Raw genomic sequence first — 25,399 nt, forward strand, 5'->3', positions numbered from 1 at the left:
AAGCAGGGGCGAGACCGAAGCCGAGATGTACGCCGCCCTGATCTTAAGAGGATTTTGATCCATGGAAAGTGTTACGCTCGCCGCACCAGGTGGGGAGTTGTCGATCTGGGCTTTGTTCTGGCAGGCCGGTTGGGTCGTCAAGCTGGTCATGATCGGCCTTCTGGCGGCATCCGTGTGGACCTGGGCCATCATTATCGACAAATCGATTGCCTATGCCCGCATGCGCTCTGCTCTCAATCGTTTCGAGAAGACGTTCTGGTCCGGCCAGTCTCTTGAAGAGCTTTACCGCGCGCTCTCGGAGCGCAAGACGACCGGTATGGGGTCGATCTTCGTGGCTGCGATGCGTGAGTGGAAGAAGAGCTTCGAGAAGGGCGCGCGTTCGCCGATCGGCCTTCAGAACCGCATCGACAAGGCGATGGATCTGGCGCTGACGCGCGAGATGGAGCGTCTGGAGAGCCGGCTGGGCTTCCTCGCCTCCATCGGTTCGGCTGCGCCGTTCATCGGCCTTTTTGGCACGGTGGTCGGCATCATGACCTCGTTCCAGGCCATTGCCGGTTCCAAGTCGACCAATCTGGCCGTTGTCGCGCCGGGTATCGCCGAGGCGCTTCTGGCCACGGCCATCGGCCTTCTGGCCGCCATTCCCGCTGTTATTGCCTACAACAAGCTGTCATCGGATGCGGGCAAGCTCGCCGGACGCATGGAAGGCTTCGCGGACGAGTTTTCGACCATCCTCTCGCGGCAGATCGACGAGAAGGTCGCCGCCAAGGCGGCTTAGGAGAACGCAATGGGTATGTCAGTCGGCTCGGCGGGCGGAAGAAACGGACGGCGGCGCGGTCGCCGGGGTTCGCGCTCGGGCCTGATCTCCGAAATCAACGTGACGCCCTTCGTGGACGTGATGCTGGTGCTGCTCATCATCTTCATGGTGGCCGCCCCGCTGCTGACCGTCGGTGTGCCCATCGACCTGCCGGAAACGCAGGCCAAGGCGCTCAACTCCGAAACGCAGCCGATCACGGTTTCCGTCAACAGCGACGGCCAGATCTATCTGCAGGAGACCGAAGTGCCCATCGAAGAGGTGGTCGCGAAGCTGCAGGCGATTGCGCGTTCGGGCTATGACGAACGTATTTATGTGCGCGGTGACCGCGCGGCTGATTACGGCACGGTGATGCGCGTGATGGCGCGTATCTCGGCTGCCGGCTATCGCAATCTTGGCCTGGTCACGCTGCAGGAAGAAGGCAACTGACCGAATGAAGGCGGGTATCGTCATATCGGCGGGCATGCACGCGGCGCTCCTGGGCTTTGGCCTGGTTTCGCTGTCGGCGCCGCGCGCCTATGAGGTGGCGGATGTCGAATCCCTGCCCGTCGACATCATTCCCATCGAATCGATGACGCAGGTGCAGGAGGGCGACAAGAAAGCCGAGCTTTCCGAAAAGCCTGCGCCCACGCCAACCAAGCGTCCTGATCCGGTCGAGAACGCGCAGAACACGGGCGACAATGATGTCGACCTGAAAACGCCGCCGACGCCGGAGCCGAGCAAGCGCGAAGTGCAGAAGACGGCGGAGCCGCCGCCTGCGCCGAAGCCGACGCCCAAGCCTGAACCGAAGCCGGAGCCAGAGCCCAAACAGGCCGAGGCCGAGCCGACCCCGGTGCCGGCCACCGAGGTGCGCCCCGAGCCGCAGCCCAAGCAGGACGTGCAGCCGGACCCCGCGCCTGAAGAGACGGTGGTGGCCGAAGCGCCCGAGGCAGAGAGCGTTTCCCTGCCCAACAGCGCGCCGGTGCCACAGTCGCGGCCTCAGCCGCCAAAGGCGAGCACGGCCAAGGCGCCCGACCGCAAGGATGCCGAAAAGCCGGCGCAGAAGACCGCGGCCAAGCAGAAGTCGGAGAAATCCGACGAGCTGTTCGACGAAGTGGCGGCGCTTCTGAACAAGGACAAGGCCTCTGGCGGCGGCGCGAAGCGCTCGCAGGAACAGGCGTCGCTTGGTGGCAGCCGCAACACGCCCGGCGAGAAGCTTTCGCAGAGCGAGATGGATGCGCTGCGCGGTCAGATCCAGCGGTGCTGGAACGTGCCGGCCGGGGCCCTCGAGGCCGACAATCTGAAGGTCTCCATCCAGATGAACCTGGATGCGAGCGGCAATATCGAGGGAAGTCCGCGCATCATTTCCGGCGGCAGCGGGTCCATGGTCGAGCGGGCAGCGGCGGAATCCGCACGCCGCGCCGTTCTCCAGTGCGCGCCCTACAATCTGCCGGCGGCGAAGTACGACACCTGGTCTGAAGTCATCGTCCACTTCGATCCAAGCGACATGTTTTAACCCGGGCACCATCCATATGGCGATGGGGGCTTGAGCCTAACCAAATGGGGAGAGGCAGGAGCAAATGCAGATTATCTTGAGAGCGACCTTCCTGATCGCGACGCTTGTCGCCGGGCTTGGCGTTGCAGTGCTGCCGGCAAGGGCAGTGGTCGAGATCGACATCAACAAGGGCGTGGTCGAGCCGCTGCCGATCGCCATCACGGAGTTCATCTCCGCCGATGGCACCGGCGCGGAAATTGCCAGCGTCGTTGAGGCCGATCTGAGGCGGTCCGGCCTGTTCGCGCCAATCGAGAAGGGGGCCTTCATCGAGAAGATCTCCAACCCGGATGCGGCCCCGCGTTTTCAGGACTGGACCGTGATCAACGCGCAGGCGCTGGTGACGGGCAAGGTTTCCGAGACGGCGGACGGACGGCTGAAGGCCGAGTTCCGCCTGTGGGACACCTATGCAGGCCAGCAGCTCATTGGTGAGCAGTTCTTCACCAGCAAGGACAAGTGGCGGCGTGTGGCGCACATCATCGCCGACGCCATCTATCAGCGCCTGACGGGTGAGAGCGGCTATTTCGACACGCGCATCGTGTATGTGGACGAGTCCGGCCCGCGCAACAACCGCGTGAAGCGGCTTGCGATAATGGATCAGGACGGCGCCAACCAGCGTTTCCTGACCGATGGCCGCGCCATCGTTCTGACGCCGCGCTTCTCGCCGACGCGCCAGGAAATCACCTACATGTCCTATGAGGGTGGTCAGCCGCAGGTCTATCTCCTGCAGCTGGAGACCGGACAGCGCGAGCTGGTGGGCAATTTCCCCGGCATGACGTTCGCGCCGCGCTTCTCGCCCAATGGTCAGCAGATCGTGATGAGCCTTCTGCGCGATGACGGAAACTCGAACATTTTCGCGATGGACCTGCGCAGCCGCAACACAACGCGCCTGACGACGGCCAATGCGATCGACACCTCGCCGTCCTATTCGCCGGATGGTTCGCAGATCGTGTTCACCTCCGACCGTGGCGGTCGCGCGCAGATCTATGTGATGAGCGCGAGCGGCGGCGATCCCAAGCGCATCTCGTTCGGTGACGGCAGCTATTCGACGCCGGTCTGGTCGCCGCGCGGCGATCTGATCGCCTTCACCAAGCAGACGCGCGGCGAGTTCCAGATTGGCGTGATGCGCACCGATGGTTCGGGCGAGCGCATCCTGTCCTCCGGCTTCCTGCAGGAAGGTCCGACCTGGTCGCCCAATGGCCGCGTTGTGATGTTCTTCCGTCAGCCGGCGGGCTCTGCCGGACCGCAGCTCTATTCCATCGATCTGACGGGCCGCAACGAGCAGAAGATCCCGACCGCGAATTACGGTTCGGATCCGGCATGGTCGCCGCTACTCGAGTAGCGGCGGGCCGGTTCCTGCCGGATTCGCCGCGTTTCCGCCGTATTTTAAGCTAGTTTGCGCGAAATAACGGTTCTGGTTGGTACCGGTAAGTCTTCGTTAACCGCGTTTCTTGAGGGGTCCTTAACGGCAACGTGGTTACTGATCATTGAACAAAATTTCTCTAATTTGAAGGAGAGGTGGCAATGCTGTCGATTGCAGCGATCGCCAAACACCCGGTTAGCATCGCCCTGGTAGCGGCTCTTGCTCTGGCCGGTTGCGCCAACAAGCAGGTTCCCAACAGTGCAGCCGATATCGGGCTGGGCGGTGCGGGCGGTCCTCCCGGATCGCAGCAGGAATTCACCGTCAGCGTGGGCGACCGGATTTTCTTCGACCTCGACTCGTCGTCGATCCGCGCCGATGCGCAGCAGGTTCTTTCCCGCCAGGCGCAGTGGCTGAACAAGTACCAGAATTACACGATCACCGTGGAAGGCCATGCCGACGAACGCGGCACCCGCGAGTACAACCTCGCGCTTGGCGCACGCCGTGCGGCTTCGGCCCGTGACTTCCTGGTTGCCCGTGGCGTTGCGGCAAACCGCATCCGCACGATTTCCTACGGCAAGGAGCGTCCGGTCGCGACCTGTGACGACATCTCCTGCTGGTCGCAGAACCGCCGCGCGGTCACCGTTCTGAACGGCGGCAGCAGCTAAGCATTTTGCATACAAGAAAAGAAAAGCCGCGCTGGACAATGTCCGCGCGGCTTTTTTGTTGGCTGAATTTGAAAGACGTAGGCGTCAGCCCTGCGCGGCCTTGCGGATGGCCTCGATGTTCTTCGCATAGGCTTCTTCGCCGTCGCCCTTGAAGACGGCGGAGCCGGCGACCAGCACATTGGCGCCGGCGGCAACCAGCTCACCGGCCGTGTCGGGCGACACGCCGCCATCGATCTCGATGTCGATCGGACGGTCGCCGATCATTGCCTTCACGCGGCGCACCTTCTCGACCACGGACGGAATGAAAGCCTGGCCGCCAAAGCCCGGATTGACCGTCATCAGAAGCACGAGGTCGACCTGGTCGAGCACGTATTCGATGACGTTTTCGGGCGTCGACGGATTGAGCGAGACGCCGGCCTTCTTGCCGAGATTGCGAATGGTCTGCAGCGAGCGGTGCAGGTGCGGACCGGCTTCCGCGTGAACCGTGATGATGTCGCAGCCCGCATCCGCAAAGGCGGCGAGGAAGGGATCAGCCGGCGTGATCATCAGGTGGCAGTCGAACACCTTGTCGGTGCGGTCGCGGATTGCCTTGATGATGGGCGGGCCAAAAGTGATGTTGGGCACGAAATGGCCGTCCATCACGTCGAGGTGGATCCAGTCAGCGCCTGCTTTGGCGACGGTTTCGACCTCGTCGCCGAGGCGCGAGAAGTCGGAAGCGAGGATGGAGGGGGCGATGAGCGTGTTGCGCGCGGTCATGACGGTTTTCCGTAACGATGAGACTGGCTTGCCCTAACGTCTTCTCCGCGCCTTGTCGAGGCGCGGGCGGGACGCATCACAGATGTGTCACCATGCGGTGCGATGCGGGATGCACCAGATGAGCCAGCGTGATCGGCTCGCCCGCCATCCATGTGATGCGTTCGCCGATGAAGACCGGATCACCTTCCCGGATCTGCAGCAGGGATGCCTCGTCGGGGCTGGCGGCCGCCGCCATGAAGGTGAACTCCGCATTGGAGAAGGGGGCGTGGCCGACGAGCCATTCATTCGGCCCCATGGTCGCGAAATCAGCATCGCGGGCACCGGGAACCGTGTTCAGATTGATCCAGCGATCTTCGTACTGGTAGGGGACGCGGTCGGCCAGGTGCAGGCATCGCACATGCATCATGTTGGATCTGGACAGGAGGCTGAGCCGGGCGCAGATGACCTCCGGTGCATCGGTAATGTCAGCGCTCAGTAAGCGGTACTGATATTCCGAGCCGCGCGCTTCGATCTCCTGCCGGATGCGGGGGATGACGAAGCGCGCCTCGCGCACCGGATGAAGGGCGACGCGGGTGCCGGCGCGGCGCTTGCGTTCGAGAATGCCGGCGCGGGCAAGCTCCTGAAGCGCGCGGTTGACCGTCGCGCGCGCCGCCCCGAACTCCTCCGCCAGGGCTTCTTCGCCGGGGATCAGGGCTCCCGGCAGCCAGACCCGTTCTGCGATGCGTCGGGAGAGCTCGTCGCGGATGGTGCGGAATGAGGCGCGTTCGCTGGTCACAGCAACTCCATCAGTTTTCTGATCGTGCGCGTGTAGCGTGCGGCGATCGTTTCACGTTCGATGTGGCGGCCCTGACGGACACAGTGGCGTCCTGCCGACCACACTTCGGATACGGCGCCATTGTCGCCGGTAAAAAGCCAGCCGTCTAATACACCATCGTCGAATGCTGCACCTGCGAAATCGTCCTGATCGATTGCCACCAGATCGGCCCAGTGTCCCGGCTGGATCGCGCCGGAATCGCGGCCAAGGGCCTGAGCGCCGCCGGCAAGGGCTGCATCGTAAAGCGTGCGCCCGCAGGACTGGCCGTGCGCAGCCAGAACCACGCGGGCCGTGTCGCGCAGGCGCTGGGAGTATTCGAACTGGCGCAGCTCTTCGGCGACGGTGATGCGGATGTTGGAATCGGAGCCGATGCCAAGTGCACCGCCTGCCTGACGGTAGTGAAGCCCGTTGAAGATGCCGTCGCCCAGATTGGCCTCGGTGACGGGGCAAAGCCCGGCGACCGCTCCGGTGTCGGCCAGATTGCCGGTCTCTTCGTCGGTCATGTGGGTGCAGTGGATCAGGCACCAGCGCGCATCCACATCGCAATTGTCGAGCAGCCACTCCACCGGACGCTGGCCATAGGCCGCCAGAACCTCGTCGATCTCCGGCAATTGCTCGGCGATGTGCATGTGCAGCGGCGCATCGGGACGCATGGTCTGCGCTTCACGCAGATCATCCAGCCCCACCGCGCGCAGCGAGTGTGGTGCAACGCCAAGCCGGGCGTCGGCGGCGAGATTTCCAATGCATTCTTCAGCGCGTGAAAGCAGCTTCTGGAACCGGTCCAGATCGTTGCCGAAACGCTGCTGGCCGCCCTGCAGCGGTCGCTGGTCCACGCCGCCATGGCGGTAAAGAACGGGAAGGAGGGTGAGGCCGATGCCCGTCTGGTCCGCAGCGCCTGCGATACGCGCGGAAAGCTCGCCCACATCGTCATAGGCAACGCCGCCGGGCTGATGGTGGACGTAGTGGAACTCCGCGACGGCGGCAAAACCCGCCTCCTGCATTTCCATGAAGGCGAATGCGGCGACCGCCTCGATGTCTTCCGGCGAAAGCAGGTCGAGAAAGCGGTACATGATTTCGCGCCATGTCCAGAAACTGTCGCGCCCGGCCGGACCCCGCCGCTCGGCCAGCCCGGCCATGGCGCGCTGAAACGTGTGGCTGTGCAGGTTGGACATGGCGGGCAGGAGAACGGGAACGCGTATTGTCTTGTCATCTGCGGGCGCTGCCCCGGCCGTCACGCTTTTGATGCGCCCCGCACTGGTGAGCTCCACAAGCACGTCCTTTTGCCAACCGCCTGGCGTGAGTGCATTCTGAGCAAAAATCGCTTGCATGAGGCGTTGTTCCCGGCTTAATTATGTCTATACATATAAGAATAATCGTAGACAAAAATTCTGTCTTAGGCAATATGCCCTGTATGGGGAGGCCTGCAGTGGGTAGGGAGGAATCTTCCTGTTATGAAGCAGAGTGTCATCAGCGGTATCCGCTTGGCGAGCATGTGCGAAGGCGGCGCGCCCTATGGGCTTGTCGAGGATGCGGGCATCGCCATCGAGGGTGATATGATTGTCTGGGCAGGTGCAATGAGCAACCTGCCGGAGCGTTTTTCCGGATGGGAGCGGACCGATTTCGGCGGTCGCCTCGCCACGCCGGCGTTTGTCGACTGCCACACGCACCTGGTGTTTGGCGGCAATCGCGCCAGGGAATTCGAGATGCGGCTTGAAGGCGCGAGCTACGAAGAAGTGGCGCGGGCCGGTGGCGGCATCGTTTCCACCGTTTCTGCAACGCGTGGCCAGGACGAAGATGCGCTGGTCGAAGACGCGCTGAAGCGGCTCGATGCGCTTCTTGCCGAAGGCGTGGCGACGGTGGAGGTCAAATCCGGCTATGGGCTGACCGTCGAGGACGAGCTCAAGATGCTGCGCGCCGCGCGCCGTCTGGCAGAGCTGCGGCCCGTGCGGATCAAGACGAGCTATCTCGCCGCCCATGCGGTTCCAGCCGAATATCGCGGGCGTGAAGACGCCTATATCGACGCAGTGGTGCTGCCGGGCATGGATGCTGCCCATGCCGAAGGTCTGGTCGATGCGGTTGACGGGTTCTGCGAGGGCATTGCCTTCTCGCCGGCGCAGATGGCGCGCGTCTTCGACCGGGCGCGCGAACTCGGCCTGCCGGTGAAGCTTCATGCAGAGCAGCTTTCCAATCTGGGGGGCGCGAAGATGGCCGCCTCCTATGGCGCGCTTTCGGCGGATCATCTCGAATATCTGGACGAGGAAGGCGTTGCGGCGATGGCCGCTTCCGGGACGGTGGCCGTTCTCCTTCCGGGCGCATTCTACACGCTGCGCGAGACGCAGTATCCGCCGCTTGCGGCGCTGCGCAAACACGGCGTGCGGATTGCGGTCGCGACCGACTGCAATCCGGGTTCATCGCCGCTTGCCTCGCTCCTTCTGACCGTGAACATGGCCTGCACGCTGTTCCGCATGACGCCCGAAGAGGCGCTGGCGGGAGCCACGCGCGAAGGCGCGCGGGCGCTCGGGCTGGCCGACGAGATCGGCACCATCGAGGCCGGCAAGCGCGCCGAAATCGCCATCTGGGACGTGGAGCACCCGGCGGAACTTGCCTATCGCATCGGCTTCAACCCGCTCCACCGCCGCATTGCAGGAGATTTTGCATGACGCTTGTTCTGACCCCCGGTGCGGTCACGATCCAGGATCTGGAGCGTATCTGGCGTGATGGCGTTGCCGTGCGCGTTGATCCGGCCTGCTATCCCGGCATCGAGGCGGCTGCTGCGCGCATCGACCAGATCGCACGCGGCAATGAAGCGATCTATGGCGTCAACACCGGCTTTGGAAAGCTCGCCAGTGTGAGCATCCCGCCGCAGGATGTGGAGACGTTGCAGCGCAACCTCATTCTCTCGCATTGCTGCGGCGTTGGCGCGCCGCTTGACGAAGCCATTGTGCGGCTGATCATGTCGCTGAAACTGCTCTCGCTGGGCCGTGGCGCATCCGGCGTGCGCATGGAGGTGGTCAAGCTGATCGAGGAAATGCTGGCGCGCGGTGTCGTGCCGGTGATCCCGGAAAAGGGCTCGGTCGGTGCATCCGGCGACCTCGCGCCGCTCGCGCATATGGCGGCTGCCATGATGGGCGAGGGCGAGGCTTTCTTCGACGGCGCGCGGCTTTCCGGCGGCGAGGCGCTGCGCAGGGCCGGGCTCACGCCGGTCGTGCTGAAGGCCAAGGAAGGGCTTGCGCTGATCAACGGCACGCAGGTTTCCACCGCGCTGGCGCTGACCGGGCTTTTCCGGGCGCATCGCGCGGCGCGGTCGGCGCTCATCACCGGGGCCTTGTCGACCGATGCGGCAATGGGGTCTTCCGCGCCATTCCATCCCGAAATTCACACGCTTCGCGGCCATCAGGGCCAGATCGACACGGCGGCAGCACTGTGGGCGCTGCTCGAGGGCTCGCAGATCCGCGAAAGCCATCTGGAAGGCGATGAGCGGGTGCAGGACCCGTATTGCATCCGCTGCCAGCCGCAGGTGGATGGCGCGTGTCTCGATCTTCTGCGCCAGGCGGCGCGCACGCTGACCATCGAAGCCAATGCAGTGACCGACAATCCGCTGGTTCTCTCCGACGGGACGGTTGTTTCGGGCGGCAATTTCCACGCCGAACCGGTGGCGCTTGCCGCCGACCAGATTGCGCTTGCCATTTGTGAGATCGGCGCAATTGCGCAGCGGCGCATTGCGCTTCTGGTCGACCCGGCGCTGTCATTTGGCCTGCCGGCGTTTCTGGCGAAGAAGCCGGGCCTGAATTCCGGCCTGATGATTGCCGAAGTGACCTCGGCTGCGCTGATGTCGGAAAACAAGCAGATGTCGCATCCGGCCTCCGTGGATTCGACGCCCACTTCCGCCAATCAGGAAGACCATGTGTCGATGGCCTGTCACGGCGCGCGGCGGCTCATTCCGATGACGGAGAACCTGTTCGGCATTATCGGCATTGAAGCCGTGACGGCGGCGCAGGGCGTCGATTTCCGCGCGCCGCTGAAAACGAGTGCGGAGCTTGCGCAGGCCCATGCGGCGATCCGCAACGCGGTGCCGGATCTGGAGGAAGACCGTTATCTGGCCCCCGATCTGGAAAACGCCATCGCGCTCGTGCGCTCCGGCGATCTGAACGCCAGCATTCCCGAGAACATTCTGCCTGAGTTGAGGAGTGAGCCTTGATCGGGAGCGTGTCTTTTTTGGATGTGGCGACTGCCCCTCATCCGCCTGCCGGCACCTTCTCCCCGCTCGCGGGGAGAAGGACGATGGCCGCAACGTTGACGCCCCCCTCTCCCCGCCTGCGGGGAGAGGGTAAGGGTGAGGGGCGGACGCCAACACTGGAGATTTGCGCATGAACCCCGTCGAAGTGCATCAGGGCTCCTCGCCCGTCATTCTGGGGCTGCCGCACACGGGCACTTTTGTGCCGGAGGCGGTCAAGGCCCGGCTCAATGAACAGGGCCGGCTTCTGACCGATACGGACTGGCACGTGCATCGGCTCTATGACGGTCTGCTCGATGGTGTGACCACCGTGCGGGCGACCTTTCATCGCTATCTGATCGACGCCAATCGCGACCCTTCCGGCGAGAGCCTTTATCCGGGGCAGAACACGACCGGTCTGGTGCCGCTGACGGATTTCGACAACCGCCCGATCTGGCGCGAGGGAGAGGAGCCGACGGCAGAGGATGTAGCCGAGCGGCTTGATGCCTTTCACGCGCCCTATCATGCCGCGCTGGAGGCCGAGATCGCGCGGGTGAAGGCGCTGCATGGCGTGGCGATCCTCTATGACTGCCATTCCATCCGCTCGCATTGCCCGTTCCTGTTCGAAGGGCAGCTTCCCGATTTCAATATCGGCACCAATCACGGCGAGACCTGTGCGCGGGAAATCGAGCAGGCGACGGTTGATGTCTGTGCCGGCGCGGACGGGTTTTCCAGCGTGCTCAACGGCCGTTTTGTCGGCGGATGGACGACCAGGCATTACGGCCGGCCCGGGACCGGCGTGCATGGCATCCAGATGGAACTGGCGCAGGCGACGCATCTTCAGGGCGAGGCCGTGCCGTTTGACTATGACGAAGAAAAAGCGGCGCGCCTGCGACCGCATCTCAAAGCCATTCTGACGCGTCTTTCAAAGATCGCGCCATCCTTGAAGGGGAACTGAACCATGAGCAATCCGCGTCACAACATTCGCGAGGTGAGGGCGCCGCGCGGGACGGAGCTGAACGCCAGGGGCTGGATGACGGAAGCGCCGCTCAGGATGCTGATGAACAATCTCGATCCCGACGTTGCCGAAAACCCGAACGAGCTGGTCGTTTATGGCGGCATTGGCCGGGCGGCCCGCACCTGGGACGATTTCGACCGCATTGCCGCGACGCTGAAGACGCTTGATGAAGACGAGACGCTGCTCGTTCAGTCGGGCAAGCCGGTGGGCGTGTTCCGCACCCACAAGGATGCGCCGCGCGTTCTGATCGCCAATTCCAACCTGGTGCCGCACTGGGCCAACTGGGACCACTTCAACGAGCTCGATAAGAAGGGCCTGATGATGTACGGCCAGATGACGGCCGGCTCGTGGATCTATATCGGCTCGCAGGGCATCGTGCAGGGCACGTACGAAACCTTTGTGGAGGCAGGCCGGCAGCATTATGGCGGCGACCTCACGGGCAAGTGGATCCTGACCGCAGGGCTTGGCGGCATGGGCGGCGCGCAGCCGCTGGCGGCCGTCATGGCCGGTGCCTGCTGCCTCGCCATCGAGTGCGATGAGACGCGCATCGATTTCCGCCAGCGCACCCGCTATGTGGACGAGAAGGCGACCACGCTGGACGAGGCGCTGGAGATGATCGACCGCTGGACGAAAGCGGGCGAGGCGAAGTCCGTCGGCCTTGTGGGCAATGCGGCGGAGATCGTGCCCGAGCTGGTGCGGCGCGGCGTGAAGCCGGACATGGTGACGGATCAGACCTCTGCGCATGATCCGGTGAACGGCTATCTGCCCAAGGGCTGGACCGTGGCCGAGTGGCGCGAGAAGCGCGAGAGCGATCCGAAGGCCGTGGAGAAGGCGGCCCGTGCTTCGATGCGCGAGCATGTGGAGGCGATGGTCGACTTCTGGAACCAGGGCATTCCCACGCTCGACTATGGCAACAACATCCGCCAGGTGGCGCTCGAAGAGGGCTTTGAGAACGCTTTCGCCTTCCCCGGTTTCGTGCCGGCCTATATCCGCCCGCTGTTCTGCCGCGGCGTCGGCCCGTTCCGCTGGGCCGCACTTTCCGGCGATCCGGAAGACATTTACCGCACAGACGAGAAGGTGAAGGAGCTTCTGCCCGACAATGAGCATCTGCATCGCTGGCTCGACATGGCGCGCGACCGCATCGCGTTCCAGGGGCTGCCGGCGCGCATCTGCTGGGTGGGTCTGGGTGACCGGCACCGCCTTGGCCTCGCCTTCAACGAAATGGTGGCGAAGGGCGAGCTGAAGGCTCCGGTGGTGATCGGGCGCGATCATCTGGATTCGGGCTCGGTGGCGTCTCCCAACCGTGAAACCGAGGCCATGAAGGACGGTTCCGATGCCGTTTCCGACTGGCCGCTGCTCAACGCACTCCTGAACTGCGCCTCCGGCGCGACCTGGGTTTCGCTGCATCATGGCGGCGGCGTGGGCATGGGCTTCTCGCAGCATTCGGGCATGGTGATCTGTGCCGATGGCACGGAAGATGCGGCGCGCCGCCTTGAGCGGGTGCTGTGGAACGATCCGGCGACAGGCGTGATGCGTCACGCCGATGCGGGCTACGACATTGCGCGCGACTGGGCGCAGGAAAAGGGCTTGCGGCTGCCGGCGATTCTTGGAAATTAATAACCGAACAATTCAGAGGGGTTTTCCATGAAAAGGCGTCAATTTCTAAAAGCGGCAGGTGTTGCCGGTGTGGCGACGGGCTTAGCGGCTCCGGCCATCGCACAGGACAAGATCACCTGGAAAATGGTCACGGCCTGGCCGAAGAACCTGCCCGGACCGGGCGTGGCGGCGCAGATGCTGGCAGACCGAATCACGGCTCTGTCCGGCGGCCGGCTGGAAGTGAAGCTTTACGCTGCCGGCGAGCTTGTGCCGGGCAATGGCGTGTTCGACGCGGTGTCGGAAGGCACGGCTGAACTCTACCACGCGGTTCCCTCCTACTGGGGCTCCAAGTCGCGCGGCATTCTGCTGTTCGGTTCGCAGCCTTTCGGTCTGCGCGCTGACGAGCAGCTGGGCTGGCTCGTGCATGGCGGCGGACAGGCGCTTTACGACGAAATGTATGGCCGTTTCGGGCTGAAGCCGTTCCTTTGCGGCAATTCCGGTCCGCAGTGGCAGGGTTGGTTCCGCAACGAGATCAACTCGGTCGACGATCTGAAGGGGCTGCGCTTCCGCACCACGGGTCTTGCGTCCGAAATGTGCGCCAAGCTTGGCATGGCCGTTCAGGCCATGGGCGGCGGCGACATGTTCCAGGGCTTGCAGTCCGGCACGATCGACGCCGGTGAGTTCATCGGTCCGTGGACGGATTCGGCGCTTGGCTTCTACCAGGTAGCCAAGAACTACTACTGGCCGGGTGTCGGCGAGCCGTCTTCGGCAGAGGAGTGCGCGGTGAACAAGGCGGCCTATGATGCGCTGCCGGAAGATCTGCAGCAGGCCGTCGCCTATGCCTGTGAATCGCTCTACAATCCGGTCTGGACCGAATACACGACCAAGCATGCCGCAGCGCTGAAGCAGCTCGTGGCAGAGCAGGACGTGCAGGTGAAGAAGCTGCCGGATGACGTGATCGTCGCCATGGGCAATGCCGCAGGCGAAGTGATCGCGGAACTGCGCGAAGACGATGACGAGCTGGTCAAGCGCATCGTCGAGAGCTTCCTCGGTTACCGCGAAGGCATCGCCGAATACATGGTCTACGCAGACAACGGGCAGATGAACGCCCGTGCGATGGACTACAAATACGGCGGCTGACAACACGACCGGGCCGGGCTCGCGCTCGGCCCGTTTCTTTCGGGGAACGCTCGGCATGCTTGAGCTTGCGGACAAACTTGACCGGATCAACCGGGCAGTGGGCGCTGTTGTGCGCTGGCTGGCGCTGGCCATGGTGCTGGTGCAATTCGGCACGGTGGTGCTGCGCTATGTCTATGGCGTCAGCTTCATCTTCATGAACGAGACCGTTCTCTACCTGCACGCAGCACTGTTCATGCTGGCCGGAGGCTACACGCTTCTGGTCGACGGGCATGTGCGCGTGGACATTTTCTACGGGCTGTTCGGCCCGCGTGGCAGGGCGCGCATCGATATTTTCGGTGCGCTGTGCTTCCTGATGCCGTCCATGTTCATGATCGCCTGGTTCTCCTGGCCTTCCGTGCGCAATTCCTGGTCTATCATGGAAGGAGCCATCTCGGTGGGCGGTATTCCCGCCTCCTTCCTGCTCAAATCGCTGATCCCCGCCTTCTGTGCGCTGCTCATCATCCAGGGCCTTGCCTGCATCCTGCGCGATCTCGCGCGTCTTCGTGAAGAAGCCCCCGCCGCATGACCTTACCGCTCGACATCCTCATGTTTGCGGCGCTGATCGTCGCCATTCTGATCGGCTATCCCGTTTCCTTCATGCTGGCGGGCACGGCGGCGCTGTTCGCCTTTCTTGGCTGGATGACCGGCCAGTTCGATGTCGGGCTTCTGGGCGCGCTCGGGCAGCGGGTTTTCGGAACCCTCACCAATGAGGTTCTGATCGCCATTCCGCTGTTCGTTTTCATGGGTGTGGTGCTGGAAAAGAGCCGCATCGCGGAAGAGCTTCTGGAGACGATGGGCTGTCTCTTCGGCGGCATACGCGGCGGTCTCGGAGTTTCCGTCGTGCTGGTCGGTGCGCTTCTGGCGGCCTCGACCGGCATTGTGGGCGCAACCGTGGTGGCGATGGGCCTGATCGCGCTGCCGACCATGGTGCGCAATGGCTATGATCCGAAGCTTGCTTCCGGCGTGGTTTGCACCTCCGGTACGCTGGGCCAGATCATTCCGCCCTCGACGCTGCTCATCATCCTCTCCGACGTGATGTCGACCGCCTATCAGCAGGCGCAGTATGAGCAGGGCAAATTCACCATCGAGACGATCTCCGTCGGTCAGGTTTTCGCCGCAGCGCTTCTGCCAGGCCTGACGCTTGTGGCGGTCTACATCGCCTATCTGATGACGCGGGCAGCCCTGAAGCCGGACAGCGCTCCGGCGCTGGTTGCGGCCGGCGACCGGCCGAGCAGGCAGGAGGTGCAGCGCGCCGTTCTGCCGCCGGTTCTGCTCATCGTTGCCGTTCTGGGCTCCATCCTCGGCGGCATTGCAACGCCAAGCGAGGCGGCAAGCGTGGGCGCCATTGGCGCATTGCTACTCGCCGGTGTGCGCAGCGAAGGAAATGGCCGTCTGATCGTTCTGGGCGCGGCGGCGCTGGGTGCGGTCGCGGTGCTGGCCGGTATCTTTCCGGTGCGTCTGCAGCGCAGCGATGTGGGCCTCTTCGAATGGCTCATCGCGGGGCTGACAACCGGGCTTCTGGCGCTCGGCGTCCTCGCCATCGTCATTTCCATCGGCAAGGCGCGCCAGCGCGGCATTCTCACGCCGATTGTCACCAACACGATGACGGTGACGGCAATGATCTTCGCCACCATTCTCACGGCCAGCGTGTTCTCGCTCGTGTTCCGTGGACTGGGTGGTGATGCGCGGGTTGAGGACATCCTGCACTCCATGCCCGGCGGTCCGCAGGGGGCGCTCATCTTTGTGATGGCGATGATCTTCGTGCTCGGCTTTTTCCTCGATTTCGTGGAAATCTCGGTGATCGTCCTGCCACTGGTCGCTCCCATTTTGATCCTGATGGGACATGACCCGCTCTGGCTCGCGATCCTGATCGCGATCAACCTGCAGACGTCATTCCTGACGCCGCCCTTCGGGTTCTCGCTGTTCTATCTGCGCGCGGCTGCGCCAAAGGAAATCACGACGGGACAGATCTATCGCGGCGTCATTCCCTTCATCATTCTGCAGCTCGTGGGCATGGGCGTTATCTGGCTTCTGCCGTCGATTTCCACATGGCTTCCGGCGCAGATATTCTGACGCGAATATCTGCTTTTATTTATCTTAATGATTGTATTAATGCTGCGCGTATAAGTAGAGAATTTATGTAAAGCGTCGGTTACAATTCTATTTTATTCAGAATTGAAATCCCTTCGTCATATACATATGCTGATACTGTTTTTGTAGGTGAAGCCCTAATATTGTTGCTTATAAGCCTTTCAGAATGGGGGGTGCTGCACGGCGTTGCGATTTCATGGCGCGACCGGGGCTCGCGAAACTGTTTTGGAGAATTTGCTTATGGCCGAGCTCGCTGCGTGTCCCAAAGAACAGCTGCGTGAACGCGAAGACGCGTTCCATATCCAGCGCGTGGAACGATTATGGAGCGGGGGCCATCTCCTGAGGGGGCGTGAGCCGGGCAGTGGCGACCTCCAGCTCATGAGCAATGATTATCTTTGCATCCAGAACGAGCCGGCGCTGAGAGAAGCGCAGGCCGAGGCCCTTCTGAACAGCAAGACCGATCTGCTGATGTCGAGCGTCTTCACCATGAAGGGCAGCCCGATGCAGCAGCTGGAGGCGGCGTTCGCCGATTACATGCAGGGTGAAGAGGCGATCATCTGCCAGTCGGGCTTCACCGCCAATGTGGGGCTGCTTCAGTCCATCGCCAGCCCTTCAGTTCCGGTCTATCTGGACATGAATGCGCATGCGTCCCTTTGGGAAGGGGTGAAAGCAGCAGGCGCGCGTGGCATTCCCTTTCGCCACAACAGCCCGGACCATGCCGAGCGCCTGATCCGGCGGTATGGGCCCGGTGTGCTGGTGGTCGACACGGTTTACAGCACGGATGGAAGCCTCTGCCCGCTGGCCGCAATCGTGGATGTCGCAACGCGCACGGGCTGTGTTCTCGTTGTCGATGAATCCCATTCGCTTGGCACGCACGGTCCCGGTGGTGCGGGGCTTGCCGTGGCGCTGGGACTGGCAGACCGGATCGACTTTCGCACGGCCTCTCTGGCCAAGACGTTTGCCGGCCGTGCCGGACTGATTGTCTGCTCACGCCGCTTCAAGGAGTATTTTCGCATGGAGTCCAACCCCGCGATCTTCAGCTCCGGACTGCTGGAGCATGAGTATGTCTGGTTCCTGGAAGCGCTGGCGCTGATCCGCAGGGCTGATGATCGCCGCGAGCGCCTGCGCGAGGTGTCGGACATCGTGCGCTGGCGGCTGGACGAGCTAGGCTTCGATGTGGGCGGCGGCACGGAGCAGATCATCGCGATTGAGAGCGGCAATGAGCCAGACACGCTGAAAATGCGCGATGCGCTGCAGGGATCGGGCGTGTTCGGCGCGGTTTTCTGCCCGCCGGCGACGCCGCGCAACCACTGCCTGGTGCGATTATCGGTTCATTCGGGACTGACGGATGAGGAACTCGACACGCTGACGACACGCTGTGCAGACGCGTTGAAGTTGCTGAAAGAAGTGATGGCATAGGCGCTTTCAGGTGTGGCGCGCTCTGGCTCAATCGTTGTGGCGGCGGTTGATCCAGAGGGCTCTGGTTGCCGAACCACAGCTTGACAAGCGGGGCTTTCATCATTGATGAGCCGATAAACCAATTATAAGGGAGCGACCCACCGATGCTGAAAACGCCCTATCTGCTGTTTCTTGGAGATGCGCCGGACGCGCTGACCGCAAAGGTCGCGCAAGGCATCAAGGACTGGCGACCCGAGTTTTGCGTGGGGCAGTTGCGCCTTGAGGGGTGCAAGGCTGATCTGGGTCTCAAGGACATGACCATTGCGGAAGCCCGGGAAGCCGGTGCGCAGACGCTGGTTGTGGGCGCTGCCAACCGCGGTGGTGTGATCTCGCAGAGCTGGGTCGCGACGCTGGTGGAAGCTGCCGAAGCGGGCATGGATATCGCCTCCGGTTTGCACAATCGCCTGACGGCGCAACCCGCCCTTGTGGCGGCGGCCGAAAAGGCCGGTACGCATCTTTATGACGTGCGTGTGCCGCAGGAAGAATACCCGATTGCCGATGGCAAGAGGCGCGCGGGCAAGCGCTGCCTGGCCGTGGGCACCGACTGCTCGGTCGGCAAGATGTACACCGCGCTCGCCATGGAGCGCGAGATGCACAAGCGCGAGATGAAGGCCTCGTTCCGGGCAACCGGCCAGACCGGTATTCTGATCACCGGTTCCGGGGTGCCGCTCGACGCGGTCGTTGCCGATTTCATGGCCGGTTCCGTGGAGCACATCACGCCTGACAATGACGCTGATCACTGGGATCTGATCGAAGGGCAGGGCAGCCTGTTCCATCCCTCCTTCTCCGGCGTGACGATGGCGCTGATCCATGGCGGTCAGCCGGACGCGCTGGTGCTGTGCCACGAGCCGACCCGCACCCACATGCGCGGCCTGCCGCACTATCAGCTGCCCACGCTTGAGGCGCTGCGCGACCTGTCTCTGGAAACCGCGCGCGTGGTCAATCCGGACGTCAAGGTGGTGGGCATCTCGGTCAACACCGCTGCCCTCAACGATGCGGAGGCGAAAGCCTGCCTCGAGGAAATCGAGAGCCGCATGGGGCTGCCGACCATCGATCCGTTCCGCCAGGGTGCTGGCCGTCTGGTCGACGCGCTGGACTGATCCTGACCGATCTTTAACGACGTGGCAGACAGGGCTGTTGCCTTGCCTGCCATGACGCTTCACTGTGGCCATCCCGATGCCATGCACGGGATTGGTGAGACAGTGGGGCAGACATGACCGATACCTTGGAGCAGGGCGACGTGCGCGTCTGGCATTCATTCTCCGTTCTGGGGCTTTGCCTTGGAACACTGCTTTTCGCAGCATCGCTTACGCCCACCCTGCTGCCACGGGACTTTCTGCTGCAGGGTGTTCTGTCTGGCGTTTCGGCAGCGGTTGGCTATGGGCTGGGTGTTTTCTGCGTCTGGCTGTGGCGTTATCTGGAACTGCCGGAGCCGCCGCGCCGTCCGCGCATTTATGGCAAATTCGCCATGGCCGCGCTGTGCGTGGCTGTCGCCATCTTCTTCCTCTGGAAGGCGGCCGAATGGCAGAATTCCATTCGTGCGCTGATGCAGCTTGAGCCGGTTGATACCGCGCATCCCTTCAAGGTGGGCGGCATCGCGCTGGTTCTGTTCCTTCTGTTTGTCGTGATGGGGCGTGGCATCGGGCGTGCTTTCACCTTCATTTCAGGCCGGCTGAAGCCTTATGTGCCGCGCCGCGTGGCCAATGTGATCGGCATTGTCATTGTCGGTCTCGTGCTGGCATCGCTGGTCGACCGCGTGCTGCTGCGCTATGCACTGCGGGTTGCCGATTCCGCCTATGCGGAGCTCGATGCGCTGTTTGAGGACGGTATCGAGCAGCCTGAAAGCGGGCTGCGCACGGGCGGGCCGGGATCGTTGATCCCATGGGACACGCTGGGGCGTACCGGACGCCAGTTCGTTGTCGGCGGTGACAGCAGGGAAGCGATTGCTGCGTTTACCGGTCGCGAGGCGCTGGAGCCGATGCGCGTTTACGTGGGGCTGCGCTCGGCGGAGACTGCAGATGAGCGCGCCGAGCTGGCGCTGGAAGAGCTGAAGCGGATCGGCGCGTTCGAGCGCAAGGTCATGGCGGTGGTGGCGCCCACCGGCACTGGCTGGATCGACCCGGAAGCGAGCGTGACACTGGAATATCTGCATGGCGGCGACACGGTGATGGTCGCGCAGCAATATTCTTACCTCACGAGCTGGCTTTCGCTGCTGATCGAGCCGAGCTACGGGGCGGAAGCCGCGCATGCGCTGTTCCGCAAGGTCTATGGTCACTGGACCACGCTGCCGAAAGACGATCGGCCGGAGCTTTATCTCTACGGTCTGAGCCTTGGCGCACTGAGTTCGGAGCAGTCGACCGAGATCTACAACATTCTGGCGGATCCCTTCCAGGGTGCGCTTTGGGCCGGGCCGCCCTTCAACAGCCGCCTGTGGAGCAATTTCACCCGCGACCGCAACCCCGGCACGCCGGCCTGGCTGCCGCGTCTGGGGGATGGATCCGTGGTGCGCTTCACGGCGCAGAAGAATTCGCTCGACATTCCCGGCGCAAAGTGGGGTCCGCTGCGGATCGTCTATCTGCAATATGCGAGCGACCCGGTCGTCTTCTTCGATCCGCTCGCCTGGTATCGGCGACCGGCATGGCTGGTGGGGGAGCGCGGGCCTGACGTTTCGCCGGACCTGCGCTGGTATCCGATCGTCACCTTCCTGCAACTTGCGCTGGACATGGCGATGGCGACCACGGCGCCCATCGGATACGGGCATCTCTATGCTCCGCAGCATTATATCGATGCGTGGGTGGCCGTGACCCAGCCGGAAGGCTGGTCGCCGGCAGAGATCGAGCGTCTCAAGGAAAAGCTGAAGAAGTAGGCCCTGGAGCACTTCCAGGAAAAGCGGGAGCGCTCCAGCTGCGGGCCTGCGGACAGGCCCGCGCTTTATCGCGTGCGCTGGAGGATCAGCTCGTGGCCATTGCAACGGCGCGCTTGGCCATGGCAACGACCAGGCTGGCACGGTATTCGGCCGATGCGTGGATGTCGGTCATGAGATCGTCCGCAGGGACGGACACGGCCTCGAGCGCCGATGCGCTGAACTCGGCGGCGAGTGCGGCTTCGAGTTCGGCGCTGCGGAAAACGCCGTCATCGCCGGCCCCCGTTACAGCCACACGGACCGCGCCGCCATCCACGGCAACGAAGACACCGGCCATCGCATAGCGCGAAGCGGGGTTCGGGAACTTGGCGTAGCCGGCCTTTTCCGGCGCGTCGAAGCGCACGGCGGTGATGATCTCGTCTTCTTCCAGCGCCGTCTCAAACAGGCCGGTGAAGAAGTCTTCGGCGGCGATTTCGCGGGTGCTGGTGATGATGGTGGCGGCAAGCGCCAGCATGGCGGCGGGGTAGTCCGCCGCCGGATCATTGTTGGCGAGCGAGCCGCCAATCGTGCCCATATGGCGCACCTGCGGATCACCGATGAGACCGGCCAGATGGCAGAGCGCCGGGCAGGCGGCTGCGATGTCGGCGCTGGCGGCGACCTCGGCATGGGTGACGCCCGCACCGATGGTGACGGTCTTGCCGGAAACGGAAATCGCCTTCAGATCGGCGATATGGCGCAGGTCCACGAGGTCGGACGGAGCGGCGAGCCGCGTCTTCATGGCCGGGATGAGGGTCTGGCCGCCGGCGATGAATTTGCCGTCTTCCGCCGCCTTGAACAGCTTGAGGGCTTCTTCGAGGGAGCCGGCGCGGTGATAATTGACGTCATACATGGTCGCTCTCCTCGCTCAGGCGGCTTTCGTGGAACCGGTCTTGACCGCTTCGGAAGCGGCCATGATGGCCTTGACGATGTTGTGGTAGCCGGTGCAGCGGCAGATATTGCCTTCAAGCTCTTCGCGCACGGTTTCCTCGTCGAGCCCTTCCGGGTGGCGGCGAATCATGTCCGTGGCGGCCATGATCATGCCGGGCGTGCAGAAGCCGCACTGAAGGCCGTGATGCTCCTTGAACGCGGCCTGCACCGGATGCAGCACATCGCCTTCGGCAAGTCCTTCGATGGTGGTGATCTCCGCGCCTTCGGCCTGCACGGCGAGAAGGGAGCATGCCTTGACTGATTTTCCGTCCAGATGGATCGTGCAGGCGCCGCATTGCGAGGTGTCACAGCCCACATGGGTGCCGGTCAGCCCCAGCGTATCGCGCAGGAACTGAACGAGCAGGGTTCGACCTTCGACGCTGCCCGAGACCTTCTGTCCGTTCACCGTCATTGTCACATTCGTCATGGGTACCTGCCTACTGGAATTTTCGGTGGCTATTGTGATGATCGCCAACTTAGCGAATGCAGCAGCGGTGTCCATGCCTGCCGTGTGAAAGAAGGGGCCGGACGCCGCTGCCACGGGTACTTTCTACTGGCTGTGCTCCCCGCCGTTTCCGCGGATTTGCGCGGGAGGTCTGCGGCTTTCGGTCAGCGTCCTCTTCGGGTGTAGTCTACACCTGATCTTGTTGACGGTTGCGTCGCCTGACGGGAACTTTTTCCTGTCGGTCAGGTGGATGTAGGTCACCACATGGGCACGCCATGGTGTGTCGGTTCTCACATGCGTGAGGTAACTGTTGGTCCTGCACTGATACGCATTTGCGTCGGCGTGGGCATTCACGGGCAGAAACGCCGCTGCAGCAATTATAATTGGTGCAAAATTTTTCATAGTATATTCCTCCAATGCGCAACTTAAAAGTCATATCTATTTGTTTATCAAGTAATTTGTATTTATATTTAAAATGATTTACTGAATTATTGTTTGTTAACTATCAAATCTACATGGCTTGTTTTAGGTTGCTCTGATTGTGCCATTTCCGCTTGATCTCCTGGGAGATTGCCGCTATCAGGACGCCGCTTGCTGCCTTGGTGATTGCGGACCGAAAATGTCCCTCTCCAAACGGCGTTCTAGCTCGACAATTGGGTTGCGAAAGCTCGCAGAGGCGGGTATGTGCACTGGGAAAGTGCTTCGCGCCGCAATTGTCCAGAGCGGATGGCGAAGCAAGCTGGTCATGGCGGGGTTCCGACCATGGCGAAAGGGCCGCTTTAGCTCAGTTGGTAGAGCATCGCATTCGTAATGCGGAGGTCGTCAGTTCGAGTCTGACAAGCGGCACCACTCTCTCTCCACTCTGGAAGATGACCACCCGGGCTTGGGTGCGCGCCCCGCGTGCTGTCGGAGCGCGCGTGTTCGTATTCTTCAGTGGGCCCTGTTCCTCAGTCGGCTTTGTCGCCCTGCAGGCGGCGGTTCCAGCTCTCGACCTTGCCGGATTCAAGGCGTCGCTGCGCATAGCGCCGCCAGCCATCGGGCAGCTTCTCCAGCGCCGCCATCTCTTCCAGCTCGCTGCGGTCTAGCGTCTTGACGTAGAGCGTCTGCCAGAGCCGTTTCAGCGGCCATTCGGGCAGGGGGCGTTCGATCCGTTCGAGCGCGTCGCCCGGCGCTACCTGACCTTCCTGCAAGACCCGGTAATACCAGCCGGTGCGGCCGCTTTTCTGTACCCTGAGCGCCATGTCCCTGACGCCGAAGCGGCTGTTCAGCTTCCAGCATGGCTGCCGTCCCTGGGATACTTCAAGAATGGCGTTGCCGAGGCGAAACACATCGCCCAGCGCCACGGTCTCTTCATTGAGGCCAAGGGTTGAGAGATTTTCGCCAAACGCGCCGGGGCTGTCGAGAAGGGTGTTGTCACCGATCTCTTCCCGCCAGGCGTCATAGTGATCGCGGGGATAGTGGTGAACGGCCTTATCGGGGCCGCCATGATGTTTGGTGTCTGCCTGATTGTCGCCGATGAAGCCGGTGTGGCTGAGGAAAAGAGCCCTTTCGACGGGCTTCTTGTCGATGCCGCTTGGCGCCTGCTTCTCTCCAAGCGGCGCGATTTCGCCGATCAGGAGGGCTTTCAGTGGGGTGTTTGTCGCGTGGGGCACGTGGTTGCCTCCTGAGTTTGGTGTCCTGAAGCATCGGATCGAAAAGATGTGCTTCAGGTCCGGTCAGTACATAAAGGCGGAAGAGGCCGGCGTTGTGAGCCAGTTTAGGGTTTCATGTGAACTAGCGTGTTGACGCAGTGTTTCAGAACTAAACCCGGTTTTGAAATTGCAGTTTGCCATAGAATGTTTGCGATAAACGCATGTTTATCGTTGCCTGTGGAGCCTCAGTGTTGCTAGTTTTGGTTCCCTTTTTCCGAAGGGTTCAACATCACACCAAGGGGGGAGAATGGCAGGCGCGGGTATACTCAAGCGGCAAGGGCGCAAGACGCCGCCTGTTTCAACCGCGCTGTCCCGGGGACTGCGCCTTCTCTCCGTTTTTGCCGAAGCGCCCGTCTGGATGAGCAATTCCGACATTGTCGAGCGCACGCATCTGCCGGCTGCTACCGTTGCACGATTGACCAAATCCCTCGCGTTGATGGGGCTTTTGCATTACAGCGCCAGCCGTCGTCGCTTTCGCCTGGCTCCAGGGGTTGTGCGGCTTGGATATGGTGCGCGCAGCGAAGCGCAGATCGTCGAGCTGACGCGCCCCTATCTGCAGGAGATTGCGGACAATTTTCGGGTTCACACCGCTCTTGCCGTGATCGACGGCACCGACGCGCTGCATCTGGAAGTGTGCCACAGCAGCGCCACGCTGGTCACCTTACGCCTGGAGGCCGGCTCGCGCATTCCGCTTGCCGCCTCGCCCATCGGCCACGCGCTGATTTCCTGTCTTGAAGAAACACAGCTCGGGCACCTGATGGCGGCTTTAGAGCGGCATCACGGTGGGGACTGGTCGCACCTGGCGCAGCATGTCGAGCAGGGGCTCTCGGAGATAGAGGAGCAGGGCTTTGCGCTGTCGCTGGGCAACTGGCACGAAGATGTGCATGGCGTGGCGGTGCCACTGCGACCTTCGGGCCAGCTGAACGCGATGTCTATCGCCTGTGGTGCGCCGCGCGCCCATACGCCACCATCGCGTCTCAGGGAGCTGGGGCAGGAACTCCTGCATCTGTCTGCTGCCTTATCGACCCGCGCCCAGAACCCCCAGTTTCTCCAGCACGCCGTTTGAGGCGAGGCCCTGCCGACGTCAGGCGTGTCCGCCTGACGCAGAAACGGATGCCGTTTCAGGAATCTTCCAGATAGCGCACACCGAGTGTCGAGCATTTGCGCTGGATCAGCTCGACGGCTGCCAGAAGCTCCTTGATCGCCACTGTCGGATCCTGGCGGGCGCCAGATCCATCTGGAATTGCGAGTTCCAGCGCCAGAACGGCATTGCTGAGATGGAGCGGCGCGCCGAGCAAAAGCAGATCGCATTCGGGAAGCGGCGTCCGGAAGCACCCTGATGCACAGAAGAACGCAAAGCTCTCTTCGAGCGCCCTGGTTTCGACCTCGTTGTAGCCGCGCTCTGCAATCGGTTCGTCTGCTGCATTGTGCATGGTGAAGAGCAGGGCGTGTCCGCCCGCCGTGAATGGCAGGGGGTATGTCGAGCCCACATGGCATTCATGGGCATTCTGGCGGGTCGGGCCGCTGCAGGTGACCAGAAGAAGGGCTTCGTCCCGGTCCGCCACCACGAGCGTTCCGATTCCGTCATGCTGGTCGGCAAGCGCCTGAAGAACGGGGCGGACGATGTCGGTAACGGGCGTGTCGCCAAGAAATTTCTCTGAAAGGGTTCCAGCCATTCTGCCTGGCTGGAAGCGTTTGGCGAACCGTGCGGGTTCGACAAAACCGTGCATTTCCAGCGTTTTCAGAAGTTTGGCGGTCGTGTCGCTTCTCAGGGAAAGGCTCTGTGCCAATTCCTCACTGGTCATCGGACCTTCGTCGGAGAGACGGCGAACCAATTCCAGACCGTTCTGCAATGCGACTGTGCTGCTATTCCCGTCTTCTATCCGTGCTTTCACCGTATGCTTCGCCTTGATGTAGGGCCCCCACGCCTTTTTAAGTG

23 protein-coding genes and 1 tRNA gene are annotated in these 25,399 nt (G+C 62.6%); 17 read left to right on the forward strand and 7 right to left on the reverse strand.

The window, feature by feature from the left end; all coding sequences use genetic code 11:
• Positions 1-61 precede the first annotated feature (61 nt).
• The 5 genes from tolQ to pal all read left to right on the forward strand — a co-directional run bounded on the left by tolQ (position 62) and on the right by pal (position 4,370).
• Complete coding sequence (tolQ, locus tag NDI72_RS06450) at positions 62-775, forward strand: protein TolQ (RefSeq protein WP_113153233.1); 714 nt, start codon at positions 62-64, stop codon at positions 773-775.
• Positions 776-784: 9 nt separating this feature from the next.
• Complete coding sequence (gene tolR, locus NDI72_RS06455; RefSeq protein ID WP_113153232.1) at positions 785-1,240, forward strand: protein TolR; 456 nt, start codon at positions 785-787, stop codon at positions 1,238-1,240.
• 4 nt (positions 1,241-1,244) lie between these two features.
• Positions 1,245-2,306, forward strand: coding sequence for a cell envelope integrity protein TolA (tolA, locus tag NDI72_RS06460; protein ID WP_113153231.1), 1,062 nt, complete (start codon positions 1,245-1,247; stop codon positions 2,304-2,306).
• A 64-nt stretch (positions 2,307-2,370) separates the two neighbouring features.
• Positions 2,371-3,684: a Tol-Pal system beta propeller repeat protein TolB gene (tolB, locus tag NDI72_RS06465; RefSeq protein ID WP_113153230.1), complete on the forward strand. Its 1,314-nt coding sequence runs from the start codon at positions 2,371-2,373 to the stop codon at positions 3,682-3,684.
• Between the two features lie 182 nt (positions 3,685-3,866).
• Positions 3,867-4,370, forward strand: coding sequence for a peptidoglycan-associated lipoprotein Pal (pal, locus tag NDI72_RS06470; protein ID WP_113153229.1), 504 nt, complete (start codon positions 3,867-3,869; stop codon positions 4,368-4,370).
• A gap of 84 nt (positions 4,371-4,454) precedes the next feature.
• Here pal and rpe read toward each other — a convergent pair whose 3' ends face one another.
• From rpe to NDI72_RS06485, 3 genes are all read right to left on the reverse strand, one after another.
• Positions 4,455-5,126, reverse strand: a complete 672-nt coding sequence (gene rpe, locus NDI72_RS06475; protein WP_206546138.1) for a ribulose-phosphate 3-epimerase — start codon at positions 5,124-5,126, stop codon at positions 4,455-4,457.
• A gap of 76 nt (positions 5,127-5,202) precedes the next feature.
• The gene (gene hutC, locus NDI72_RS06480) at positions 5,203-5,901 is read right to left on the reverse strand and encodes a histidine utilization transcriptional repressor HutC (RefSeq protein WP_206548378.1); all 699 of its coding nucleotides are present in this window, start codon (positions 5,899-5,901) and stop codon (positions 5,203-5,205) included.
• Positions 5,898-7,268 carry a formimidoylglutamate deiminase gene (locus NDI72_RS06485; RefSeq protein WP_283799971.1) on the reverse strand — a complete coding sequence of 457 codons (1,371 nt, stop codon included), beginning with the start codon at positions 7,266-7,268 and terminating at the stop codon, positions 5,898-5,900. The genes hutC and NDI72_RS06485 overlap by 4 nt, the downstream gene beginning before the upstream one ends.
• Positions 7,269-7,391: 123 nt before the next feature.
• Here NDI72_RS06485 and hutI point away from each other — a divergent pair, with 123 nt between their 5' ends.
• From hutI to NDI72_RS06535, 10 genes are all read left to right on the forward strand, one after another.
• Positions 7,392-8,600 carry an imidazolonepropionase gene (hutI, locus tag NDI72_RS06490; RefSeq protein ID WP_283799972.1) on the forward strand — a complete coding sequence of 403 codons (1,209 nt, stop codon included), beginning with the start codon at positions 7,392-7,394 and terminating at the stop codon, positions 8,598-8,600.
• Positions 8,597-10,138 carry a histidine ammonia-lyase gene (hutH, locus tag NDI72_RS06495; RefSeq protein ID WP_283799973.1) on the forward strand — a complete coding sequence of 514 codons (1,542 nt, stop codon included), beginning with the start codon at positions 8,597-8,599 and terminating at the stop codon, positions 10,136-10,138. The genes hutI and hutH overlap by 4 nt, the downstream gene beginning before the upstream one ends.
• A 169-nt stretch (positions 10,139-10,307) precedes the next feature.
• Positions 10,308-11,111, forward strand: a complete 804-nt coding sequence (gene hutG / locus NDI72_RS06500; RefSeq protein ID WP_283799974.1) for an N-formylglutamate deformylase — start codon at positions 10,308-10,310, stop codon at positions 11,109-11,111.
• A 3-nt stretch (positions 11,112-11,114) separates the two neighbouring features.
• The gene (gene hutU, locus NDI72_RS06505; protein WP_206546144.1) at positions 11,115-12,788 is read left to right on the forward strand and encodes a urocanate hydratase; all 1,674 of its coding nucleotides are present in this window, start codon (positions 11,115-11,117) and stop codon (positions 12,786-12,788) included.
• 27 nt (positions 12,789-12,815) lie between these two features.
• Positions 12,816-13,907, forward strand: coding sequence for a TRAP transporter substrate-binding protein (locus NDI72_RS06510; protein ID WP_113153221.1), 1,092 nt, complete (start codon positions 12,816-12,818; stop codon positions 13,905-13,907).
• A 55-nt stretch (positions 13,908-13,962) separates the two neighbouring features.
• Complete coding sequence (locus NDI72_RS06515; RefSeq protein ID WP_113153220.1) at positions 13,963-14,472, forward strand: TRAP transporter small permease subunit; 510 nt, start codon at positions 13,963-13,965, stop codon at positions 14,470-14,472.
• The gene (locus NDI72_RS06520; protein WP_283799975.1) at positions 14,469-16,019 is read left to right on the forward strand and encodes a TRAP transporter large permease; all 1,551 of its coding nucleotides are present in this window, start codon (positions 14,469-14,471) and stop codon (positions 16,017-16,019) included. Before NDI72_RS06515 ends, NDI72_RS06520 begins: the two co-directional genes overlap by 4 nt.
• 258 nt (positions 16,020-16,277) lie before the next feature.
• On the forward strand, positions 16,278-17,456 hold the full coding sequence (gene cqsA / locus NDI72_RS06525) for an alpha-hydroxyketone-type quorum-sensing autoinducer synthase (RefSeq protein WP_206546146.1): 1,179 nt from the start codon (positions 16,278-16,280) through the stop codon (positions 17,454-17,456).
• Positions 17,457-17,599: 143 nt separating this feature from the next.
• Positions 17,600-18,595 (forward strand): N-acetyltransferase DgcN, encoded by a 996-nt coding sequence (gene dgcN / locus NDI72_RS06530; protein WP_206546147.1) that lies wholly within the window; start codon positions 17,600-17,602, stop codon positions 18,593-18,595.
• Between the two features lie 113 nt (positions 18,596-18,708).
• Entirely contained in the window at positions 18,709-20,361 is a 1,653-nt protein-coding gene (locus NDI72_RS06535; protein ID WP_206546148.1) for an alpha/beta hydrolase, read from the forward strand.
• A gap of 85 nt (positions 20,362-20,446) precedes the next feature.
• Here the strand turns inward: NDI72_RS06535 and NDI72_RS06540 are convergent, their stop codons facing one another.
• Entirely contained in the window at positions 20,447-21,247 is an 801-nt protein-coding gene (locus NDI72_RS06540) for an FAD binding domain-containing protein (protein ID WP_283799976.1), read from the reverse strand.
• Between the two features lie 15 nt (positions 21,248-21,262).
• Positions 21,263-21,751 (reverse strand): (2Fe-2S)-binding protein, encoded by a 489-nt coding sequence (locus NDI72_RS06545; RefSeq protein ID WP_113153214.1) that lies wholly within the window; start codon positions 21,749-21,751, stop codon positions 21,263-21,265.
• A gap of 791 nt (positions 21,752-22,542) precedes the next feature.
• Between NDI72_RS06545 and NDI72_RS06550 the strand changes: the two genes are divergently transcribed.
• Positions 22,543-22,618: transfer RNA gene (locus NDI72_RS06550), tRNA-Thr, on the forward strand.
• Positions 22,619-22,716: 98 nt separating this feature from the next.
• Here the strand turns inward: NDI72_RS06550 and NDI72_RS06555 are convergent.
• A complete protein-coding gene (locus NDI72_RS06555; protein WP_283799977.1) occupies positions 22,717-23,421 on the reverse strand; it encodes an MOSC domain-containing protein in 705 nt (234 codons plus the stop codon).
• A gap of 286 nt (positions 23,422-23,707) precedes the next feature.
• Between NDI72_RS06555 and NDI72_RS06560 the strand changes: the two genes are divergently transcribed.
• Complete coding sequence (locus tag NDI72_RS06560; RefSeq protein ID WP_283799978.1) at positions 23,708-24,526, forward strand: IclR family transcriptional regulator; 819 nt, start codon at positions 23,708-23,710, stop codon at positions 24,524-24,526.
• A 55-nt stretch (positions 24,527-24,581) separates the two neighbouring features.
• Here the strand turns inward: NDI72_RS06560 and NDI72_RS06565 are convergent, their stop codons facing one another.
• Positions 24,582-25,355 (reverse strand): MarR family transcriptional regulator, encoded by a 774-nt coding sequence (locus tag NDI72_RS06565; protein WP_283799980.1) that lies wholly within the window; start codon positions 25,353-25,355, stop codon positions 24,582-24,584.
• Positions 25,356-25,399: the final 44 nt, after the last annotated feature.

This window comes from Nitratireductor sp. GZWM139 (assembly GCF_030068685.1).
Classification (GTDB): Bacteria; Pseudomonadota; Alphaproteobacteria; order Rhizobiales; family Rhizobiaceae; genus Nitratireductor; species Nitratireductor aquimarinus.

Excerpts from the sequence above, each read along its gene's own strand:
- tolQ (WP_113153233.1), top strand. The coding sequence starts at position 62 with ATGGAAAGTGTTACGCTCGCCGCACCAGGTGGGGAGTTGTCGATCTGG.
- tolR (WP_113153232.1), top strand. The coding sequence starts at position 785 with ATGGGTATGTCAGTCGGCTCGGCGGGCGGAAGAAACGGACGGCGGCGC.
- tolA (WP_113153231.1), top strand. The coding sequence starts at position 1,245 with ATGAAGGCGGGTATCGTCATATCGGCGGGCATGCACGCGGCGCTCCTG.
- tolB (WP_113153230.1), top strand. The coding sequence starts at position 2,371 with ATGCAGATTATCTTGAGAGCGACCTTCCTGATCGCGACGCTTGTCGCC.
- pal (WP_113153229.1), top strand. The coding sequence starts at position 3,867 with ATGCTGTCGATTGCAGCGATCGCCAAACACCCGGTTAGCATCGCCCTG.
- rpe (WP_206546138.1), bottom strand. The coding sequence starts at position 5,126 with ATGACCGCGCGCAACACGCTCATCGCCCCCTCCATCCTCGCTTCCGAC.
- NDI72_RS06485 (WP_283799971.1), bottom strand. The coding sequence starts at position 7,268 with ATGCAAGCGATTTTTGCTCAGAATGCACTCACGCCAGGCGGTTGGCAA.
- hutI (WP_283799972.1), top strand. The coding sequence starts at position 7,392 with ATGAAGCAGAGTGTCATCAGCGGTATCCGCTTGGCGAGCATGTGCGAA.
- hutH (WP_283799973.1), top strand. The coding sequence starts at position 8,597 with ATGACGCTTGTTCTGACCCCCGGTGCGGTCACGATCCAGGATCTGGAG.
- hutG (WP_283799974.1), top strand. The coding sequence starts at position 10,308 with ATGAACCCCGTCGAAGTGCATCAGGGCTCCTCGCCCGTCATTCTGGGG.
- hutU (WP_206546144.1), top strand. The coding sequence starts at position 11,115 with ATGAGCAATCCGCGTCACAACATTCGCGAGGTGAGGGCGCCGCGCGGG.
- NDI72_RS06510 (WP_113153221.1), top strand. The coding sequence starts at position 12,816 with ATGAAAAGGCGTCAATTTCTAAAAGCGGCAGGTGTTGCCGGTGTGGCG.
- NDI72_RS06515 (WP_113153220.1), top strand. The coding sequence starts at position 13,963 with ATGCTTGAGCTTGCGGACAAACTTGACCGGATCAACCGGGCAGTGGGC.
- NDI72_RS06520 (WP_283799975.1), top strand. The coding sequence starts at position 14,469 with ATGACCTTACCGCTCGACATCCTCATGTTTGCGGCGCTGATCGTCGCC.
- cqsA (WP_206546146.1), top strand. The coding sequence starts at position 16,278 with ATGGCCGAGCTCGCTGCGTGTCCCAAAGAACAGCTGCGTGAACGCGAA.
- dgcN (WP_206546147.1), top strand. The coding sequence starts at position 17,600 with ATGCTGAAAACGCCCTATCTGCTGTTTCTTGGAGATGCGCCGGACGCG.
- NDI72_RS06535 (WP_206546148.1), top strand. The coding sequence starts at position 18,709 with ATGACCGATACCTTGGAGCAGGGCGACGTGCGCGTCTGGCATTCATTC.
- NDI72_RS06540 (WP_283799976.1), bottom strand. The coding sequence starts at position 21,247 with ATGTATGACGTCAATTATCACCGCGCCGGCTCCCTCGAAGAAGCCCTC.
- NDI72_RS06545 (WP_113153214.1), bottom strand. The coding sequence starts at position 21,751 with ATGACGAATGTGACAATGACGGTGAACGGACAGAAGGTCTCGGGCAGC.
- NDI72_RS06560 (WP_283799978.1), top strand. The coding sequence starts at position 23,708 with ATGGCAGGCGCGGGTATACTCAAGCGGCAAGGGCGCAAGACGCCGCCT.